Below are 18,884 nucleotides of genomic sequence, written 5' to 3'. Positions count from 1 at the left end.
TAATATAAACCTTTTAAAAAAAATTATGTCAAATTTAGTTTACACATCAAACATTAAAATTGTACGCAAAAAAGGATCTTTACGCTATGCCTACTTGCCTGCAGAAACAGAACCTGTAAAATTTGGTCTTCACGGTGCTATTGCAAAACATTATGGCGTTGGTGAAACTATTGATGATCCTCACGCGACTACTATTGATTACTTAATTTCTGCAGTTGGAGGCTGTTTAACAGGTACATTTGGGGGTGCACTAAGAGTTCGTAATATTGATCCAGATAATGACAAACTTTCATCAGAAGTTATTGGAGAAGTTGAGCTCGAAGACAATGTTTTAGTTATTAAAAGAATACTTGTTAAGTATACACTTTTAGCCAAAGAAAAAGATAGAAAAGCAATAGAACGTGTACACAAAATTCATAAAGATTATTGTGCTGTTTATAAATCAATTTATAAGTCCATTGATGTTACTACAGATTTAAAAATTGAAAATATATAAGGTATCTCATTTCATGAAAATAGTTTCATCTCCTGAAATACCCAAAAGCCTTGGGCATTATTCAATGTGTATAGAGCACAACGATACACTATATTTGAGCGGACAAATACCTATAGATCCAGCAACAGGAAAAGTGCCCAATACTATAGAAAAGCAAACCTTTTTACTTTTACAGAACATAGAAAAAACACTAAAAGAAGCTGGTAGCGATAAGAACCGCATACTTAGAAATGAAGTCTTTCTGGCAGATATTGCAGATTGGTCTGTAGTGAATAAAATTTATAGCGATTTTTTTGGCACTCACAAACCCGCAAGAATGGTTGTAGGAGGTGTACAATTACACCATGATAGTTTGATTGGAATAACAACAACTGCCGAATTAGTTGGTTAAATTGAATTTAGCGTACATTTACTTTAAATAATGTCCTAAAAAAGAAACTGGCTACAACATTTTGTATAAGTAATGGCAGGCAATGTGTAAATATTAAGGTTTGTAGCTCGCTCAAACAGCGTAATGGTTTGACAGGGAAGCACCACGCAATCTGCCACTACTCATACAATTTACCGATAAACGAATCTAGAAAATAATTTAAAGCATCTTCAAATTATTTACTTCTTGTTCGGTTAAATGTTTCCAGTGACCTCGAGGGATATCTTTTTTAGTCAATTCGGCAATCATTACACAATCAACTTTAATAATGTCGTATTTAAAGTGTTCGAAAATAGTTCTAATAACAGTGTTTCCAGTATTCTTTATTTTTAGACCTATTTCTTTTTTTGGAGCACCTTCAATATAACTAATATCCACTACCGAAACCTCTTTCCCAGTTATTTTAAAGCCTTCTTTAATTTGCTTTAGGTCTTCATATTTCAAGTTCTTATCAAGCTCCACTTGAAACAATCTTGTAACACCATTTTTAGAATTTGTAAACTTATTATGTATAGCATCATCATTAGTAAACAACAACAAACCTGTCGAGTTTCTGCCAAGTCTACCTATTGGTCTTATTCGTGAAGTTGTAGCATTGGCAACTAAATCCATAACTGTTCTGCCTTTTCCTTCGCTAGTTGTCGTTGCAAATCCTTTAGGTTTATTAAGTAATACATACGCCTTTTTTTCAGGGTTAACCCGTTGTCCGTCGTAACGAACCTCATCATCCAATTTTACCTTATAACCCATTTCGGTAATAACCACACCATTTACAGTTACTAAACCAATAGAAATATGGTCATCTGCTTCACGACGAGAACAAATTCCAGAATTGGCAATGTATTTATTTAAACGAATTTCGTTTGGGTTAGAAGCAACTTTTGGTTGCGGTTTCTTTTTTATAGGAGCATTTCCTCTTGCATAACTATCTTTACGTGTGTTATTTGCACCACGTCCAGAAGGCTTCCCTTTACTCTTACTATTTCTTGGTTTACTCATTGCTCTAAAATTTTTGCAAAGGTAAGACAATAGTTTACATTAACTATTATATTCTACTGTAGATTGTCGTTCTCGATTAACGCTTAATTTAGTAACATCTGGACGCGAATAATGACCAACAGGATCGAAGTTTTGACGCTCTTCGTACACACGATTAAAATCTATAGTTTGAATAATTAATCCTTCTTTGTTTAAAACAGGTTCAATAATCCATTCGCCATCGGGTCCAGCAATACAACTTCCTCCATTTGCTAAGGTCTCTGGTGCTTTTTTTACTATTTCGTTATAATGAGGTGTGTCTTTAGGAAAATCGTTCTTACTCATTAAACTTGATACAGATACCACATACGAACGTGATTCTCTTGCTATAAATCGTGTAATATCTTTAGTATTATGGTCGCTTCCAGGCCATACAGCAATATGCAAGTTTTCGCCTAATCCATATAGTGCAGTACGAGGTAGTGGCATCCAGTTTTCCCAACAGTTTAATCCACCAACGGTAAATTGCTTTAAAGGATGCACTTGTAAACCGTTACCATCTCCTGGCGACCATGTTAAACGCTCGTCGTAAGTTGGTTGTAACTTTCTATGAACCGATTTTATGTCGCCTTCTTGATTAATATAAACCAATGATGCATAAACACTATGTCCTCCACGATCTAACGGTCGTTCAATAACACCTATATACACAGCTATTTTATGCTCTTTAGCTAGTTGGCAAATAACATCTAAATCGCCATTTTCAATAGTAATGGAATTAGACACATAATGTGCATGCAACTCTTTGTTTGCTTTTTTATCCCATTCGGCACCTCCTGTTAATGCTAACCAAAACGGATAACCAGGAACTAAGCCTTCACCAAATATAATAAGTTCACATTGCTCTTTACTAGCATCAATTATTGATTGTTCAACTTTTTTAAGGGTTTTATCTTTATTTAACCAAACAGGTGAAATTTGAGCGAGTGCTATTTTTAAAGTATTGTCCATTATAAAATTCGGTTTAAAACAACGTTGATATCAATTAATATAATACTAAACACACCAGCTACAATTATAAATTTTAAAATATTATGCAATAATAAATAGTGCGATTTATTGTTTGATTTCCAAACTAAAATTAGAAAAATTAAAAGTAACACAATGCTTAAATAAAAAAAATAGGTCATTCGTCCTACTTGGTAGTTATATATGAGTAAGTATGCTGGGATTAGTGTAAGTATCGCTAAAAGCGTTAGCATTATTTTTGAAGTTTTTTCGCCATAAATAATTGGAATGGTTTTATAGCCCAATGCTAAATCTCCTTTAATATTTTCAAGATCTTTAGTAAGCTCCCGCATTGACAATATTAAAAACAAAAACAGAGCGTGAACAAAAATGACTGTTTCGAAGTTCTTGTAATAAATAAATACTGCAAAAAATGGCAGAGTAGTTAATACAGCAGATGTAAGGTTACCAATAATTGGTAGTTTTTTTAACTTATGTGAATAAAACCAGATACCAAAAATGTAAACAGAAAAGAATATAACTGCCTTAAAAGACACATAACTTGCAAAAATGACTGCAATAAAGTTAAGCAAAAAATAGAATACCAATTTGGTATTTTGGCTCACCAATCTATCTAACATAGACTTTTGTGGACGATTGATTAAATCTTTCTCAGAATCGTAAAAATTATTAATAATATAACCGCTTGCAATAGTTGTCGCAGATGCCAAAACAATCATAAGCAAATTCAAATCGAAAACGACTAACCCTACTGGTTTATCATGAGCAAGGATATATATTGCCGATAAATATTGCGCAATAATTACTATAAGAACATTATACCCTCTAACGACAGAAAACATACTGAAAAATTTCAGTAGAACATGTTTTTGTTTTCGAGTCAACATATATTTAAGGTGAAGTGAGACTCTTCGACTACGCTCAGAGTGACAAAGGATTTCTAAAAATTATAGACAACTTCTAATTTATAATCGGACAATGATTTTTGAGCACGATCTATATCTTTTGTAAAACCTAAAATATAACCTCCACCACCAGAGCCACAAAGTTTTAAATAATAGTCGTTTGTTTCAATTCCTTTTTTCCAAAGTTCATGAAACTGTTTTGGAATCATTGGTTTAAAGTGATTTAATACTACTTTAGACAGCTGTTTTGTATTACTAAATAAAGACTTTATATCTCCTTTTAAAAAGTCATCCACACAAGCATCAGTATGCTTTATAAATTGGTCTTTTAGCATTTTTCGGAAACCTTCTTGCTTCATGTTCTCCATAAAAATACCAACCATTGGTGCTGTTTCACCTATAATACCACTATCTAATAAAAATACAGCTCCTTTTCCAGTACTTTGTTGCGATGGAATTCCAGTGGCTTCAATATTATCTTTAGAATTAATGAGAATTGGAATGCTTAAATAGCTATTTAAAGGGTCTAAGCCTGAAGATTTTCCATGAAAAAATGATTCCATTTCAGAAAAAATTGCTTTTAACTTTAACAGCTTTTCACGAGTTAAATTCTCTAAAACTGTAATTTTATTTTGAGCATACTTATCGTAAATAGCTGCAACTAAAGCACCACTACTTCCAACACCATATCCTTGCGGTATTGAAGAATCAAAGTACATTCCAGCATCAACATCTGCTTTTAAAGTTGCAAAATCGAAAGTAACTAAATTAGCATCTAAAGTTTCTAAATAGCTAACAAATGACTTCAAATTTTTATTAGAAGTAATAGCTTGTTCTGAAGGATTTTCTTCCTTCTTTAAAGCACCATTATAAAAATTGTATGGAATTGATAATCCCTTAGAATCCTTAATAATACCATACTCACCAAAGAGTAAGATTTTTGAGTAAAAAAGTGGCCCTTTCATAAATTTTTAAATCGGTAATTGTTTAGCACCAAATCCAATTCTATCACAAATATAGTGACCATTTTGGCAATACGCAACTAACTCAGTCTTAATGAATTTATAAATCTCTTTTGCTTCGTTCTCAGGATACAAAATATGGACATTGGCTCCTGCATCTAAAGTGAAACAAATATGTAATCCTGTGTCTTGTCTAAAACGCCAAATTTTATTAATTATTTCAAGCGTATTAGGCTTCATAAGAATAAAATACGGCATGCTTGTCATCATCATTCCATGAAGTGTTAAGGCCTCACTTTCAACAATTTCAATAAAAGATTTCAAATCGCCTTCTTTAAAAATGCTTGTCAATTTTGAAAGATTTTCATGAGCTTGAGCAAAACGTTGTTCGGCAAAAGGGTGATTATGCATTAAATTGTGTCCAACGGTACTGCTTACTTGCTTTTCGCCTTTATCTACTAATAAAATAGTGTCGTGATAGTTTTTAAAATTCTCATGAACTTCAAATGGATATTTTACACCAAACAAATCTGAGCTATTAGGAATCTCCTTGTGTTTCCCCCAAACTATTAAGTCTCCTTCAATACTTCTGCAAGCACTACCAGAACCTAATCGTGCTAAAAAAGAGGTTTTTTTATTAAAATAGTCATCCGATATTTTAGGATTCAACTTCCTTTCCATACTCATTAAGCATAGTGCTAATGCACTCATTCCTGAAGCTGATGAAGCTATTCCAGAACTGTGCGGAAAAGTGTTTTTGGTGTCTATTACAAAATGATAATCTTTTAAAAAAGGTATATACGCTTCAATTCGCTTAAAAAAGGTTTCAATTTTTGGTTTGAAATCATCTTTTTTTTCTCCATCTAGAAATACTTCAAAAGAAAAATCAGTATTATTTTCTTTTTTGGAACATGTTAAAGTTGTAGTTGTCTTACATGCGTCAAGTGTAAAACTAATGGAAGGGTTTGCTGGAATTTGATGCTGCTTTTTTCCCCAGTATTTTACTAGAGCTATATTACTAGGTGAAGACCAAGAGTATTTATCTCCTACAAAGTTTTTATTATAATTTTTTAATATAAAGTCTTTCTCTGTCATTATTTTTTAATCTGCTGACAAAGATAACAACTTTAACATTGTGTTGTAATTTCTTGCTGTGGCAAATGTGTTGAGTTTTCGTTCAAAAAATTTGGCATCAAATTTTGACTGTCCAAAACCTTTCGCCGAATAATAATAAATACAATCTTCAATAATTTGATACGCTTCTCCTTCGTAAATCTTTTCTGAAGCAATTTTTACTAACTCTTTATCTGGAGTATTGTGCAACATTATAAAGTAACTAGCCTTTTTTTCGGCTTCTGAAAATGGAGAATTATTAAAAATACGTTGTAAATCTTGTCTCGTTTTAACTAAAACAGACACTTCAAATCCGAAGTAATTTGTAATAGCTTCCTTAACTGTTTTTTCAATTTTTCGATTGCTTTTTTCTGAAGATTGCAAAATCACATTGCCGCTTTGAATGTAGGTTCGTACATTTTCAAATCCAGATTGACAAAGCAATTCACGCAACTCTGCCATTGGGGCTTTTTTGTGTCCACCAACATTAATACCTTTTAAAAGTGCAATGTATGTGTTCATAATTTAACTTCCCTCCTAGCAAGGAGGGATTGAGGGAGGTGTATTATTGTTTTCTTCAAATTTATGAATATAATCTTCAATTGCTCTCAATACATTTTCAATATCATTCATTATTTGATAATCTGAAAAACGCAAAACATGAATACCTAATTCATTTAACCGTTTCGTCTTTTTCACATCTTTTTCATATACGTCTAATATTTCATGCGAATATCCATCACACTCAATTGCTAGTTGTAGTTTATTGCTGAAAAAATCGACAATATATTCATCAATTGGTTTTTGCCTATGAAAATCATAACCATACATTTGGTCTTTTCTTATATATGTCCAAAGTTTTATTTCTGATTTTGTAGAGTTATTTCGAAGTTGTCTTGCTAGTTCTTTAAGTTTTGGATTATAATAAATTTTCATTTCTAACAAAATTAGTAAAACACACCCCTTAATCCCCTCTTGTTAGAGGGGAAACTCAAGCGATATATTCTTTGCTACAATATAAGCTCCAGTCCAAGCATTTTGAAAGTTAAAACCACCAGTTACTGCATCCACATTAATTACCTCTCCTGCAAAATACAAATTGTTATGTAATTTACTTTCAAAGGTTTTAAAATTGATTTCTTTTAATTCGACCCCTCCAGCTGTGACAAACTCTTCTTTAAAAGTACTTTTTCCATCTACATGAAAAATTGCTTTTGTTAATTGATTTGCTAAGTTTTCAAGTTGATTCTTATTTACATCTGCCCAACGTGCATCTTGATCAATTTTAGCTGCTAAAACTAGTTTTTGCCACAAACGTTTTGGCAATTCAAATTGCGCAGATTTAGCAACCATTTTTTTTGCCAAGTCGTGTTTTAAAGCTTTCAAATTATCTAAACATTCTTCAACCGATTGTCTAATAAAATTGACTTCAATATCGAATTTATAATTACACTTTTCCAGTTCTAAAGCGCCAAAAGCAGACAATTTTAAAATGGCTGGAGCACTCATACCAACATGTGTGATTAGCAAAGGACCCTCGCTCCAAAGATTAGTTTCTAGAACTTTAACCTCAACATTTTGAGCAACTACACCAGGAATATCTTTAATACGCTCATCCTTAATATCGAATGTAAAAAGAGATGGAACTGGTTTTGAAATAGTGTGACCTAAATCTTCAAGGAGCTGCCATATTTTGGTATTGCTTCCTGTGGCAATTACTAATTTATTAGAGGTAAGATTGTCTTGAGAAGTTTCTATTTTCCATCCGTTTTCATCCTTTTTAATAGATTTTACAGAGTGATTGTATAATATTTCAACGCTGTGCTTTTTTACTTCATTTAAGAAGCAGTTTATAATAGTTTGTGACGAATTTGTAATAGGAAACATGCGACCATCTTCCTCAATTTTTAATTCTACTCCACGTTTTTCAAACCACTCAATTGTGTCTCCTGTCATGAATTGATTAAAGGGTCCTAATAATTCCTTTTCACCTCGAGGATAATTTTGAGCTAATTCAGATGGAATAAACTCTGCATGAGTAACATTACAACGTCCTCCACCAGAAACCTTTACTTTTTGCAGGCCTTCTTTACCACGTTCTAAAATACAAACTTTTAAATCTGGATTTAGTTCAGCAATATTGATGGCTGCAAAAAAACCTGCTGCGCCTCCTCCAACTATTATAACATCGTAGTGGTTCATTGGCATTTATATGATTATTCTTGAATCTGTTGAGTTTAGAAGAATCTTTTATTAATTCTTAATTAATTTTTTAAGTTCTCTCTCAGTTAATGGTCTTGTTGATTCTCCTGAAACTCTTATTTCCTTATGCATCATTCTACGCTCAACACCAAAAAAACCAACTTTTATATGTGTCAGAAAAATTCTGTTTAATTCATCACACTTTTCTAAATCAGATAGAGCTCCTTTTTCATCACCTAAAGCTTTTTTAATGGCAGCTCTTTCAGAATAATACTTTGCCTCATCAGTAAACTTTTCAATAAACTTATTATACATTTTTAAAGCTTTTTCATATTTCCCTTTTTCATTTAATCGTTTAGCTTTACTATAATCTTCATTAAATGTACCTTTCTTACTTATAAAGTGAAATTTAATCTTATAAGTATAACTCACTTCCTTTCCATCAATTAAAGTTGGATTCCATAAACCATTCGTTTTTTGTACTGCCAACATAGCGTTTAACCCATTAGTCTTACTGCTATTAATTTCTGGAATTACATCTAGGACTTCTCCTTTTTCGTTAATGGTAAAAGAAATTGTCACTGTGCCATCATCAGTCGCTTTTTTTCCATTAAACATATAGAATTTCGATGTAATAAATTTTTGGACATTACCTTCTTTAAAAGCGGCTTGTGTAAACTCTTCTTGTGAAACCACAATAGCACTGTGCATTAAAAGTATTATTAATAAAAAAGGGATTTGTTTCATAATCGGTAGAGTTTTATTATTCTTAAAAGTAAGAAAAACTACGTACTTTTAACATTGTTTTATAAATCTTTACTTTGAATAAAATTGCTCTCTTTACTATACTTACCTTTCTCAGCTGTGACACTGGAGATTTGAAGGTTATTACAGATTTACCAAGATCTCTAAATGAAGCTTCTGGTTTAGAAAAAACCACCCATTCTGATCTTTTATGGATGATAAATGATGGTGGAAATAAGCCTGTTTTATATGGTTTGGATACTTTAGGAACTATAAAAAAGCACATAAAAATTAATGCTAAAAATAGAGATTGGGAAGATTTAGCAGCAGACGACACTGGAAATATTTATATTGGTAATTTTGGAAACAATAGCAATGACAGCAAAAACCTTTCTGTCTTAATAATTAACAATAAAGATTTAGATACTGCTAAAACAATAACACCAAAAAAAATCTCATTTACTTATCCAGAACAAAAAAAATTTCCTCCAAAAAATAAAAAACGTCACTTTGATTGTGAGTCCTTTTTTTATTTTAATGATAGCTTGTATTTATTTACAAAAAGCCGTAGTTCTTCTAACAAAGGAAGAACCAACCTCTATCAAATACCTACTAAACCTGGAAAATATGAAGCTAAATACATTAGCTCTTTTTCAACCTGTAACGATTCTGGTTGTTGGGTAACTTCAGCTGATATAAATGACAAAAAAGATCAAATAGTTTTACTTACTGAGCATAGTGTTTTTATATTTTCTAATTTTAAAGGAAATGATTTTCTAAATGGAGATGTTAAACACATAGATTTTAAACATAGATCTCAAAAAGAAAGTGTCATTTTTAAGAATGATAGCACACTTTTAATTACTGATGAATATTTAGGTGTGAGTGGTGGAAACTTATATCAATTAGATATTCATTAAAACCCGAAACCTAGCTTAAAAGCCAATCTTAAACCATCATTACCAGAAAAAGCTGAAATATTACCAACAATCATATCTGCTCCATTAAAAAATAATCCTCCACCAACAGAGTTGTTCCATTTATCGGAATCTTCACCATCAACCCAAACGCGACCATAATCTAAGCCACCATAAATCCCAATATTAATGGGAAGCAAGCTTGTTTTTACCTTTCTAAGGTTTAATCGTAAATCTGTACTTTGCACAAACGAACTCTTACCAGTAAAACGTTCATTTCTATAACCTCTTAACCCATTATTAGCTCCTAAGTTAGCTGCTTGATAAAATTCAAAATCATCACCAATATTAATACGTCCACCCAATTTTGTGGCTAAAACAAGTTGCCCATTAGAAGTCAATCTATAGTCAAAAGCAATTGAAGGAATTAAGTACCCAAATCCATTTGAGTCATTAATATTTGATTTATAACCTAGATGCACATTTGTTTCCATTCCTAAAGTTGGAAAAGCCTTGTTATCTCTATTTTCAAATCCATAAGATAATTCAGCGCCAACAAAATTATTATAGACATCAACATTGTTGCCAATAATTGTATTAATAAATCTACCCTCGGTTTCTTCAACTTCAATGGATTCGTATGATAATCCTAATTTAACTTTCGAGCCTAAATCACCATGCCATTGTAAAGCAGGTGCTATTTTTATGGTTCTTAATTTAACTCTGTTATAATCTAAATCTACATCTAAGCCATCTTTCTCATCAGCTTCAGGATTAACTGTTTTGTTTCCATATCCAAAGAAATTTATTGCATAATTTGGACTAGTAAATTTAGCGTCTACCACTAAATTAGCACTCCCTATTATATTTGCAAACTCCCCTGAATAAGAAATATCAAAGCCTTTAGTAGCGAAATAATACGCAGCAGATACTATGTGTTGAGATGTAAAAGGATTTCTTTCAAATCCATTTACTGTAAAAGTGTTTACAAAACCTATTTTAAAACCATCATCTGGATTTGAACCTATTGATGGTACAAATTGGTTAGAATTATAGGTTGGTTTTTTATAATTGTAAACATTAGTTTCGTAATCATCTGTTAACTTTCTGCTTCCTTTATTGGTTATAAACTTGCTCACCTTGGACTTATAATCGTAAACCCTTATTTGGCTGCCATTTTCTATATTGTAAGTATCCTTATTCTGTCCTCCAATAATTCTAATTTTAATCAAATTTTCACCTTTACCCGACACTTTAAAAACATCTTCATCATCTAGACCATACACCCAAATTTCTTTAGTATCCAAATGTGAATAATCACGCTGATGAAATACTTCTCCCTTTTCTCCTTGCTGAATTCTATAAACTGTAACCTTAGTTAATTTTTGATCACGCTCTATTTCAAACCAATCATCTTTATCAGTACCTTTAATGATTGCATATTTGTTTACTTGATTGTAATATTCGTTTGAAATCTTTTGAAGATTGGCTCTTCTGCCAATTAATTTGCGCTTAATATCTTGAACTGTTTCATCATGAACTTCTTTTGGAAAATGTTTAAAGGCACTATCTATTACTTCATCAGTAAGATTTTCAACAATATGTTTAACTTGAACATTCCAATCTTGTCTAGTAGACTGATTTATTAAAGCAACATCCAAAGAATAAGGCTCTAAATTGAACCATTTTGGACTTTTTAATTCTTCATCATAAGATTGCATTAATCTTAAAGTTGGAACAATTTTGGTTACAAAACCTAACAAAGTTCCATCTGCCATTATCGAAAATGCTTGATCTCGATCTCTTGGCATTGGTCTGTAAATAGTTTTTTTATTTTCCTTAAATTTTGCCCAACGCCATTGATCTTCATGTCTATCCCAATCGCCAATTAACATATCGAATAAACGCGCTCTAATATAAGCTGCTTCATCTACAAGGTTATCTTCATCTTCTCTTAACTCTCGAAGCATATCATGTGTGCTTATAAGTTCATTTGAAAATCCAAAACTTTCCTTTTCTCCATGACCATCGGCTGCTCGTTCTTCAATCATATATAATTCATCTCCAAATTCGTTATTATAAGCGCCCAAAGCCTCTTGCTTAGGCACATAATACAATTTTGGGTTTGTATGCATAACACCAATAGCTTTAGATAATGTTGCTATTGTAAAAGGTGCATAAGGATGTGAACCTGTAAAAACATCAAGCAACAAATTCTCTGCAGCTGTATCGTCAAATTGACCTTTTATATACTGATTTTTAAAAGCTACTGCTTGCAAATATTGCAAAGCATTTTTACGTAAAGCTCTCATCACATACTCTCTACCTTCGGCATTTTCTAAACGCAATGATTTAGATTGATGCCCACCTCCTTTTCGTATTGGTTTTAAGCCTCCAAACAAAGTATCCAACTTTATAGCTGGAACTGTTACATCTTTACTAAAATATTCCCTATAACGCTCTCCCCATAACTTTTTAAAGGCCTTTGTTTTTGCTGTTTCTTCTTTTGTATAAATAGAGACTGTTTTCTGAGTTGGTAAATCTAAAGGGTATACTATTTGAGTTTCAACGCTATTTGGTTTTAAAACTTGAGTTTCGAAAACAATTTTATTAGTTTTTGCTTCAAAGAATCGCACATAAGAAGATCCATCTTTAAATACATCTAATCGAGCATATCCTTGTGTCGCAAATGAAAATTTTCCAGAACCTGAGTTTCTCACAGGATTCGTTTTAGATCCTGAACCGCTGATAATTTGTGGAAGATTATCTTGAACTAGGTATTGTAAATTATGATCATGTCCAGAAACAAAAACTACCTTTTCATTTTCTTGAGAAAGCGTAATTAAACGGTTTTTAAACTCTCTATATTTCTTGTTTTGATCATCAACTGTTATTATACCTCCAGTTTTTCTAATAAGATTTTTTAATGTCCCTAAAACTGGTAATGGCGACATGTGACTTTTAAAGGAATATTGTCCTCCATGAGAACCATTTGTGAATAAAGGATGATGCAATGCAACTATTGTTGTTTTTCCTCTTGCTTTTTTTACTAGACTTTCGTATTCATCAAAAAAAAGCACTCTTGTTTTTATTTCACAATCATCATTAATTGTAGGATGCTTATCCCAATTAGTTAAATACCACTCTGAATCTATTACAATTAACACCACATTATCACTAACATCAATCTTTTCAATTGGACAACCATTTTTAGGAAGAAAAGTGTTTCTGCCAAGGATGTCTTCTATGTAATTTTCTTGACGCTTTAATCCTTTTAAACCATCACTATACCAATCATGATTTCCTGGAATAAAAATGGCATTCCCTTGAAAATTTTTCGCTGCATCTGCTTGTACATTAAGTTGGTGTTCAGCAAAACTTCTTTGTTCATGATTACTTTTTGGCATTCCTGATGGATAAATATTATCTCCTAAAAATAATGCCGTACTATTATTCTTTGCTGCTTTATCAAGTTGCAGTTTAAATTCTTTTAAAGCTTTAGTTTTTGTGCCTATTGGAGAATTCCCTCCGTCTCCAATTAAATAAAATGAATGCTCAATTTGCTTTTCGTCTGGAAAAACCTGATCACTAATACCATCTTCATACTGAAGCTTGTATGTAGCACAACCATTTAGCATAATAAAAACAGCTATAAAAACTAAGGCTTTAAAAGTATTCTTCATTACTAAATTATTTATCATACTTCATATTGCAGGTCTCACAAAAGTAAGTATCTTTTTGTAGAGTGATTTTATCTAACTTCCCTACCACTTCTTTAATAAAATTATTATATATATCTGACTTTTGGTCAGTGTTTTTTCCTTTTATTTTTCTATAAAATTCACCATCCCATTCTTGTTTCCCCAACAATTTGGACAAATACCTTCTGGTGCTTTTCCTGTTTCTTTATTCTCTGATTTCGCTTTAAAATAACTCTTAATCTTAGCTGTTATGTTCATTCTCTAAATTTTTATTTAATTCTTTATCTGTTGGATTTCTATGCTTCTTTTTTCCAATGGTAATTGTTGGAAAATTTAATTTTCTATTTTCATAAAGACTACATAACTCTTCAGCAAAGTCTTCATTTTTTTCTACATCTAAAAATACATATTCTACTTTTCTATTTTCTAAAAAAGCTTGATAGTATTTAGTTTTATGGCACCTTTCGGTGCCATAAAGTTTAATTTTTGGTGTCATTTTAATTTGTCAGCATGAAGCTTACGAAGCTTTGTTAGTTTTGGTGTTATTACAAAACTACAATAACCTTGCACTTGATTATCTTTATAGTAATCTTGATGTTCTTTTTCGGCTTCGTAAAAAATATCCAAAGGAGATATTTCGGTAACAATTGGATCGTTATAATAAATAGAAACTTCTTTTATAACAACTTCAGCAATTCTTTTCTGCTCATTATTATGATAATAAATTACCGAGCGATATTGTGTGCCACGATCAGCTCCTTGACGATTCAACGTCGTTGGATCGTGAGTAGTCATGAAAATGATTAATATATCTTCATAAGAAATTGTATTAGCGTCATAAGTTACTTGTACTACCTCTGCATGTCCTGTTAAACCAGAACAAATTTCACGATAGGTTGGTTTTCCAGGAACGCTCCCTCCAGAATAACCAGATACTACTTTATCCACTCCTTTTACTTCTTGAAATACTGCTTCTGTACACCAAAAACAGCCACCACCAAATGTGGCTTGCTGTATGTTTTTAGTTGCCATGTATAACCTCCTTATCTAATTTCATAGATTCAGAATTTACGCAATAACGTAATCCACTTGGTTCAGGACCATCTGGAAATACATGACCTAAATGTGCATCACAAGTATTACACATAACCTCAACTCTAACCATACCAAAAGCCGTATCCTTTGCATATTTAATAGCGTTTTCTTTAATTGGTTGTGTAAAACTTGGCCAGCCTGTTCCAGAACTAAATTTAATAGTTGAGTCAAATAAAGGTGTATTACAACACATACAGTTGTATTTACCTTCATCATAAATATTGCAAAGATCGCCACTATGTGGACGTTCAGTTCCTTTTTGTCTTGTAATTATAAATTGCTCTGGAGTTAACTGATTTCGCCATTCTTCCTCTGTTTTTTCAACTCGTCTATCTGGAGTTGGGTTTCCGTTAACAGAGTAACTAATTATATCTTTCCAAGTAAGCATACTGTTGGTTCCTTTCTTTCTGTTAGTTAATAATTTCATTAAATAGGTCAGAAACAACCTCTGTTGTTTAATAAAATACTTTTATGTAAATCTTCTATTTTATTAAAGCAATTCGGTTTCTATTCTAATTAATAATCATACTTTTCAAGATAAATATAGTCGAAATATAGTTTTAATCATTACAAATGTATTTAACTGAAAGTAACTGTAAAGTTTACGACAAACATTCTTGTTGAATAAAGTTTAGTATTTTTACTAAAAATCATCTTTTTTATATGGATAATCTTATTTATGAAACTGAAAAATTTGTAGTCCACTTATTAAACAATAAACTGGATAACAAGTTTGTCTATCATAATTTGGCACATACACAACGTGTTGTTGAAAAAGCCAAAGAACTTGCAGAACTTGCTCAAATTAGTGAGTTAGAGAAGACGCACCTTATATTAAGTGTTTGGTTACATGATACAGGTTTTACAGTGAAAATTGAGAATCATGAAGATGAAAGTGCCAAAATTGCAACGGCTTTTTTAACTGAACAAGGTTGCTCAAATAATGATATTGAAGCTGTTTGTAATCTAATTTTAGCAACAAATCTTGATTATGAGCCAAAAAATAAACTTGAAAAAATTATTCGTGATGCCGACTGTGCTCATATTGGCAGTAAAAACTACCTTGAAGTTGCTGAATTACTAAGAAAAGAATGGGAATTAACATGTAATAAAACAATAACTGAAGCTAAATGGTTAGAGGAAAGCATAAACTTTTTAACTACACAACATCGTTTTTATTCAAACGTAGCTTCTTCAATTTGGGATAAAGGAAAGGGTAAAAATTTATCGCAGTTACTAAAAATGCAAAAAAAGTTAATAAACGAAGAATCTAAATTAAAACACAAAAAAGACGAATTAAAGTTTAAAAAAAACAAAATAGAATTACCAGAACGTGGTATTGAAACCATGTTTCGAGTTACTTTAAAAAATCATATGCATTTAAGTAATATTGCAGATACTAAAGCCAATATTTTGCTATCTGTAAATGCTATAATAGTCTCTTTGGTACTTTCAAATTTGGTTTCTAAACTTGACAACCCTTCTAATGATTACTTAATTTGGCCTACAGTTATTTTTGTGATTTTTACTGTAATCTCTATAATATTATCCATTCTAGCCACTAGACCAAATGTTACAAGTGGTAAGTTCACAAAGGACGATGTTGCTAACAAAAAAGTAAACCTATTATTTTTTGGTAACTTTCATAAAATGAGTTTAGATGATTTTGAATGGGCAATGGGGGAAATGATGCAAGACAGAGATTATTTGTATTCATCCATGAAAAAAGATCTTTATTTTTTAGGAAAGGTTTTAGACAGAAAATACAAAATATTACGTTTAACCTATGCTGTATTTATGGTTGGAATTGTTGTAAGTGTTTTTGCCTTTGCAATCGCCTTTAAAGCTCAACCAGTAATGTGAAATTATTTAAAATAAAATCAGGCTTTAATTTCCTTCATTAAATCATCGTAAGTATAAAACGCTTTATCATCTTCACTTTTATGATATAAAACACTTACTCTAATTGCCTTTAATCCAGTTACTGCTTGCAAATCCTGTAACTCAACTATTTCTACATCAGTATCTAAATACTTTTTTGATTGTAAAAATTTGATATATCGTAAATATTCTACTTCATCTTGCTTTTGAGAATAAACAATACTAATCTTTCCTTTTTGGGTAACACGTTTTTTTGTGCCTTTTATGTATGCTTTATCTACACGCTTTTTTACAATTTCATAACGTGCATTGTATGTACCATCAACATCAAATTGCTTTTCATCCATTCTAAAACTAATAGATAATGGCTGGTTAAACACTAAAATCATAGAGGCTACATCTAATGACATAGGAAATTCAGATTTCATTTGATAATATGAATTTTCCATTTCGCACATCACTTGTAATTGCCAAAGTCTTAAATTGTATAAGTAAATAGGATTAAAACTATCATCTTTAGTTATGGACTCTCCTATATACATATTATGCTCAACACCATCAGTTTTAAAGCGCTCAAAATAATGAGGATACATTGCCTGCGCCTCCACTTGCTTTTTATCTAGAAGAGAAGCCATTTCTTTGTTAATATGAGTAATCGTATCATCATATTCTTTTCTATGCTTGTATAAAACATCAACTTTTTCATCAATGCTATTATAATAATTATCAATTTCAGATTTTAAAATATTTGCATTGTATAAGTGCTGAAGAACATCGTGGATATCACCTTTAAAGAAAGAAGATATTTGCTGTTCACTATCAACTTGAAAATTATTTTCTAAACCAACCAAATAATCTTTTATTTGATACATATACTGCTCGTATATTGGCAATTCTTCAATTTTATAAGCCCTTTCAAGTATTGAATTAACAGACTTCAATTGTATTCTTAAATCCTGTTGGGTCGCCCAATTTCTTGCTTCAGAAGAACCTTTTATATCTATTTGTCCATATAGTGGATAAATGTTATCAAATGCAATTTTATTAAATGTTGGTTCCTTTCCATTAAACTGATCTTTAATAAAATTCTTAGCCTCAGTAACAAATCTCCAATGCACACTAGGGTGAATTGATGTACATTCTTTTTGAATTATGGCTTCTATTAGATTCTCTTCATCATTTTTAGAACGCTCCACAGCCGAAACAATAAAAGGCATTACATCTTCCAACTTATTAGCATTAATACTGTTTAGAACCAATGGTTCTTTTGACACAATTTCAAGTATTCCCATTAGCCCATCATCATTTGCAATAGGCGCAAAAATAGCGCTTTTTAAACCTTGATTATATAATGCCTTTATGTGAGGTGCCTTCCCTTTGGATTTTTCATACAAACGATCTACGTCTGATACTGAAAAATATTTTTTCTCTTGCAACAATCTTTTGTATGACCAACTACATAAGGCATCAGCGCATTTAGATGTTTCAAGATCATCTAGCAAAAAACTATTCATTCCTACTCCATAAACACGTTCAAAAATATCTTCCTCAGAATTATAAATAGAAAAACCAACTTTAATATCTTTTAAACCGAGAAGCGATTGGAAAATTTCATAAAAACTTTCCATAAACCCTTCATCTTGTCGCTTATCTTCTCCAATTAAGGACGATTTAATATTTGAAATAGATTGATCGTCTGTAACATCAAAAATATTAGAAATCACAAACCCCTTAAATGTGTAGCTGTTTGGCGGGAATTTTTCTTTCCATAAATTAATATTCTCAAAATTATCAAGTAATAATTCGTAATCCTCTTGAGTGATTTTAGGCGTATTCTTTTTTGGTGTTATTTCAGTAAAATCAGCATTATACAATATCTTGTAATACCTCATAATACCATTAACGTCTGGAATTTCGTAATAAAATGGTCGTTTAAAATTTATGTTATATCCATAACAAAATGCTAAAACAATAGTACAAGCAATAATGTACTTATCGTCTTCTGGCATATTTTTAATCTTTAATTCAAAATCATCGCCTGCGGTTTTTATGATGTTTTTAAAACGTTCCGAAGAGTTAAAAATCAAATTATGAAAAGGTACAGAAGCAGTCTTTATTTCATTGTTTGTTAATACTGGACTAAATGAATCTTGAAGAATTACACTTATTTCTTTTTCTCTTTCTTTCAAGACATTATAATCACAAAAACCATCACGCAGTTCTGGATATGCTTCAGCTGTTTTTAAAACTCGCTTTGCTTTTACAGCAATGAATTCATCTTCATTATTCGCTAAAGTTTCGTAATGATTAAGTAACTTATTGAAACTTACTTTAAGCTCAAAAGGCGACTCAATATTTTCATTAATATCCATGATACGTAATTGATTATATAACAAATTTACAAATTATTGATTTAGTCGTTATAAACTAG

Annotated in this window: 19 protein-coding genes; 4 read left to right on the top strand and 15 right to left on the bottom strand. The window is 31.3% G+C overall.

The features are described from left to right. Positions 1 to 25 precede the first annotated feature (25 nt). On the top strand, positions 26 to 496 hold the full coding sequence (locus ABGB03_RS01105) for an OsmC family protein (RefSeq protein WP_347924117.1): 471 nt from the start codon (positions 26 to 28) through the stop codon (positions 494 to 496). Then, entirely contained in the window at positions 483 to 887 is a 405-nt protein-coding gene (locus ABGB03_RS01100; protein ID WP_347924115.1) for a Rid family detoxifying hydrolase, read from the top strand. Before ABGB03_RS01105 ends, ABGB03_RS01100 begins: the two co-directional genes overlap by 14 nt. Positions 888 to 1,085: 198 nt before the next feature. On the opposite strand, the gene ABGB03_RS01095 is transcribed toward ABGB03_RS01100, so the two are convergent. From ABGB03_RS01095 to ABGB03_RS01055, 9 genes are read right to left on the bottom strand one after another with little or no spacing between them, the layout of a single operon-like run. Next, the gene (locus ABGB03_RS01095; protein ID WP_347924114.1) at positions 1,086 to 1,925 is read right to left on the bottom strand and encodes a pseudouridine synthase; all 840 of its coding nucleotides are present in this window, start codon (positions 1,923 to 1,925) and stop codon (positions 1,086 to 1,088) included. Between the two features lie 39 nt (positions 1,926 to 1,964). Further along, positions 1,965 to 2,915 (bottom strand): carbon-nitrogen hydrolase family protein, encoded by a 951-nt coding sequence (locus tag ABGB03_RS01090; RefSeq protein ID WP_347924112.1) that lies wholly within the window; start codon positions 2,913 to 2,915, stop codon positions 1,965 to 1,967. Beyond that, entirely contained in the window at positions 2,915 to 3,820 is a 906-nt protein-coding gene (locus tag ABGB03_RS01085; RefSeq protein WP_347924110.1) for a geranylgeranylglycerol-phosphate geranylgeranyltransferase, read from the bottom strand. The genes ABGB03_RS01090 and ABGB03_RS01085 overlap by 1 nt, the downstream gene beginning before the upstream one ends. A gap of 53 nt (positions 3,821 to 3,873) precedes the next feature. After that, positions 3,874 to 4,803: a mevalonate kinase gene (locus tag ABGB03_RS01080; protein WP_347924108.1), complete on the bottom strand. Its 930-nt coding sequence runs from the start codon at positions 4,801 to 4,803 to the stop codon at positions 3,874 to 3,876. Positions 4,804 to 4,809: 6 nt separating this feature from the next. Then, the gene (locus tag ABGB03_RS01075; protein ID WP_347924106.1) at positions 4,810 to 5,895 is read right to left on the bottom strand and encodes a diphosphomevalonate decarboxylase; all 1,086 of its coding nucleotides are present in this window, start codon (positions 5,893 to 5,895) and stop codon (positions 4,810 to 4,812) included. A gap of 6 nt (positions 5,896 to 5,901) precedes the next feature. Beyond that, positions 5,902 to 6,435: a DUF1697 domain-containing protein gene (locus ABGB03_RS01070; protein WP_347924104.1), complete on the bottom strand. Its 534-nt coding sequence runs from the start codon at positions 6,433 to 6,435 to the stop codon at positions 5,902 to 5,904. A 15-nt stretch (positions 6,436 to 6,450) separates the two neighbouring features. Further along, complete coding sequence (locus ABGB03_RS01065) at positions 6,451 to 6,849, bottom strand: endonuclease domain-containing protein (protein ID WP_347924102.1); 399 nt, start codon at positions 6,847 to 6,849, stop codon at positions 6,451 to 6,453. 42 nt (positions 6,850 to 6,891) lie between these two features. Next, positions 6,892 to 8,115 (bottom strand): NAD(P)/FAD-dependent oxidoreductase, encoded by a 1,224-nt coding sequence (locus tag ABGB03_RS01060; RefSeq protein ID WP_347924100.1) that lies wholly within the window; start codon positions 8,113 to 8,115, stop codon positions 6,892 to 6,894. 51 nt (positions 8,116 to 8,166) lie between these two features. Then, complete coding sequence (locus ABGB03_RS01055; RefSeq protein WP_347924099.1) at positions 8,167 to 8,862, bottom strand: energy transducer TonB; 696 nt, start codon at positions 8,860 to 8,862, stop codon at positions 8,167 to 8,169. 131 nt (positions 8,863 to 8,993) lie between these two features. Between ABGB03_RS01055 and ABGB03_RS01050 the strand changes: the two genes are divergently transcribed. Further along, positions 8,994 to 9,779: a hypothetical protein gene (locus ABGB03_RS01050; RefSeq protein WP_347924097.1), complete on the top strand. Its 786-nt coding sequence runs from the start codon at positions 8,994 to 8,996 to the stop codon at positions 9,777 to 9,779. Here ABGB03_RS01050 and ABGB03_RS01045 read toward each other — a convergent pair. The 5 genes from ABGB03_RS01045 to msrB all read right to left on the bottom strand — a co-directional run bounded on the left by ABGB03_RS01045 (position 9,776) and on the right by msrB (position 14,960). Continuing rightward, positions 9,776 to 13,459 carry a metallophosphoesterase gene (locus ABGB03_RS01045; RefSeq protein ID WP_347924095.1) on the bottom strand — a complete coding sequence of 1,228 codons (3,684 nt, stop codon included), beginning with the start codon at positions 13,457 to 13,459 and terminating at the stop codon, positions 9,776 to 9,778. The two genes, ABGB03_RS01050 and ABGB03_RS01045, sit on opposite strands and share 4 nt — an antisense overlap. 141 nt (positions 13,460 to 13,600) lie before the next feature. Continuing rightward, a complete protein-coding gene (locus ABGB03_RS01040) occupies positions 13,601 to 13,735 on the bottom strand; it encodes a hypothetical protein (protein ID WP_347924093.1) in 135 nt (44 codons plus the stop codon). After that, positions 13,719 to 13,973, bottom strand: coding sequence for a glutaredoxin domain-containing protein (locus ABGB03_RS01035; protein ID WP_347924091.1), 255 nt, complete (start codon positions 13,971 to 13,973; stop codon positions 13,719 to 13,721). Before ABGB03_RS01035 ends, ABGB03_RS01040 begins: the two co-directional genes overlap by 17 nt. After that, a complete protein-coding gene (msrA, locus tag ABGB03_RS01030; protein ID WP_347924089.1) occupies positions 13,970 to 14,509 on the bottom strand; it encodes a peptide-methionine (S)-S-oxide reductase MsrA in 540 nt (179 codons plus the stop codon). Before msrA ends, ABGB03_RS01035 begins: the two co-directional genes overlap by 4 nt. Beyond that, positions 14,499 to 14,960: a peptide-methionine (R)-S-oxide reductase MsrB gene (msrB, locus tag ABGB03_RS01025; protein WP_347926356.1), complete on the bottom strand. Its 462-nt coding sequence runs from the start codon at positions 14,958 to 14,960 to the stop codon at positions 14,499 to 14,501. Before msrB ends, msrA begins: the two co-directional genes overlap by 11 nt. A gap of 275 nt (positions 14,961 to 15,235) precedes the next feature. On the opposite strand from msrB, the gene ABGB03_RS01020 reads away from it, so the two are divergent. Then, positions 15,236 to 16,435, top strand: coding sequence for a Pycsar system effector family protein (locus ABGB03_RS01020; protein WP_347924087.1), 1,200 nt, complete (start codon positions 15,236 to 15,238; stop codon positions 16,433 to 16,435). Positions 16,436 to 16,452: 17 nt separating this feature from the next. Here ABGB03_RS01020 and ABGB03_RS01015 read toward each other — a convergent pair whose 3' ends face one another. Then, a complete protein-coding gene (locus tag ABGB03_RS01015) occupies positions 16,453 to 18,825 on the bottom strand; it encodes a GAF domain-containing protein (RefSeq protein WP_347924085.1) in 2,373 nt (790 codons plus the stop codon). Positions 18,826 to 18,884 lie beyond the last annotated feature (59 nt).

Source organism: Pontimicrobium sp. SW4 (assembly GCF_039954625.1).
Taxonomy (GTDB): domain Bacteria; phylum Bacteroidota; class Bacteroidia; order Flavobacteriales; family Flavobacteriaceae; genus Pontimicrobium.
This window is presented reverse-complemented; position numbering and strand designations above follow the sequence as displayed.

Coding starts and splice junctions, on each gene's coding strand:
- ABGB03_RS01075 (WP_347924106.1), bottom strand. CDS start 5,895: ATGACAGAGAAAGACTTTATATTAAAAAATTATAATAAAAACTTTGTA.
- ABGB03_RS01060 (WP_347924100.1), bottom strand. CDS start 8,115: ATGAACCACTACGATGTTATAATAGTTGGAGGAGGCGCAGCAGGTTTT.
- ABGB03_RS01095 (WP_347924114.1), bottom strand. CDS start 1,925: ATGAGTAAACCAAGAAATAGTAAGAGTAAAGGGAAGCCTTCTGGACGT.
- ABGB03_RS01080 (WP_347924108.1), bottom strand. CDS start 4,803: ATGAAAGGGCCACTTTTTTACTCAAAAATCTTACTCTTTGGTGAGTAT.
- ABGB03_RS01085 (WP_347924110.1), bottom strand. CDS start 3,820: ATGTTGACTCGAAAACAAAAACATGTTCTACTGAAATTTTTCAGTATG.
- ABGB03_RS01105 (WP_347924117.1), top strand. CDS start 26: ATGTCAAATTTAGTTTACACATCAAACATTAAAATTGTACGCAAAAAA.
- ABGB03_RS01055 (WP_347924099.1), bottom strand. CDS start 8,862: ATGAAACAAATCCCTTTTTTATTAATAATACTTTTAATGCACAGTGCT.
- ABGB03_RS01035 (WP_347924091.1), bottom strand. CDS start 13,973: ATGACACCAAAAATTAAACTTTATGGCACCGAAAGGTGCCATAAAACT.
- ABGB03_RS01045 (WP_347924095.1), bottom strand. CDS start 13,459: ATGAAGAATACTTTTAAAGCCTTAGTTTTTATAGCTGTTTTTATTATG.
- ABGB03_RS01065 (WP_347924102.1), bottom strand. CDS start 6,849: ATGAAAATTTATTATAATCCAAAACTTAAAGAACTAGCAAGACAACTT.
- ABGB03_RS01040 (WP_347924093.1), bottom strand. CDS start 13,735: ATGAACATAACAGCTAAGATTAAGAGTTATTTTAAAGCGAAATCAGAG.
- ABGB03_RS01070 (WP_347924104.1), bottom strand. CDS start 6,435: ATGAACACATACATTGCACTTTTAAAAGGTATTAATGTTGGTGGACAC.
- msrB (WP_347926356.1), bottom strand. CDS start 14,960: ATGCTTACTTGGAAAGATATAATTAGTTACTCTGTTAACGGAAACCCA.
- ABGB03_RS01020 (WP_347924087.1), top strand. CDS start 15,236: ATGGATAATCTTATTTATGAAACTGAAAAATTTGTAGTCCACTTATTA.
- msrA (WP_347924089.1), bottom strand. CDS start 14,509: ATGGCAACTAAAAACATACAGCAAGCCACATTTGGTGGTGGCTGTTTT.
- ABGB03_RS01090 (WP_347924112.1), bottom strand. CDS start 2,915: ATGGACAATACTTTAAAAATAGCACTCGCTCAAATTTCACCTGTTTGG.
- ABGB03_RS01015 (WP_347924085.1), bottom strand. CDS start 18,825: ATGGATATTAATGAAAATATTGAGTCGCCTTTTGAGCTTAAAGTAAGT.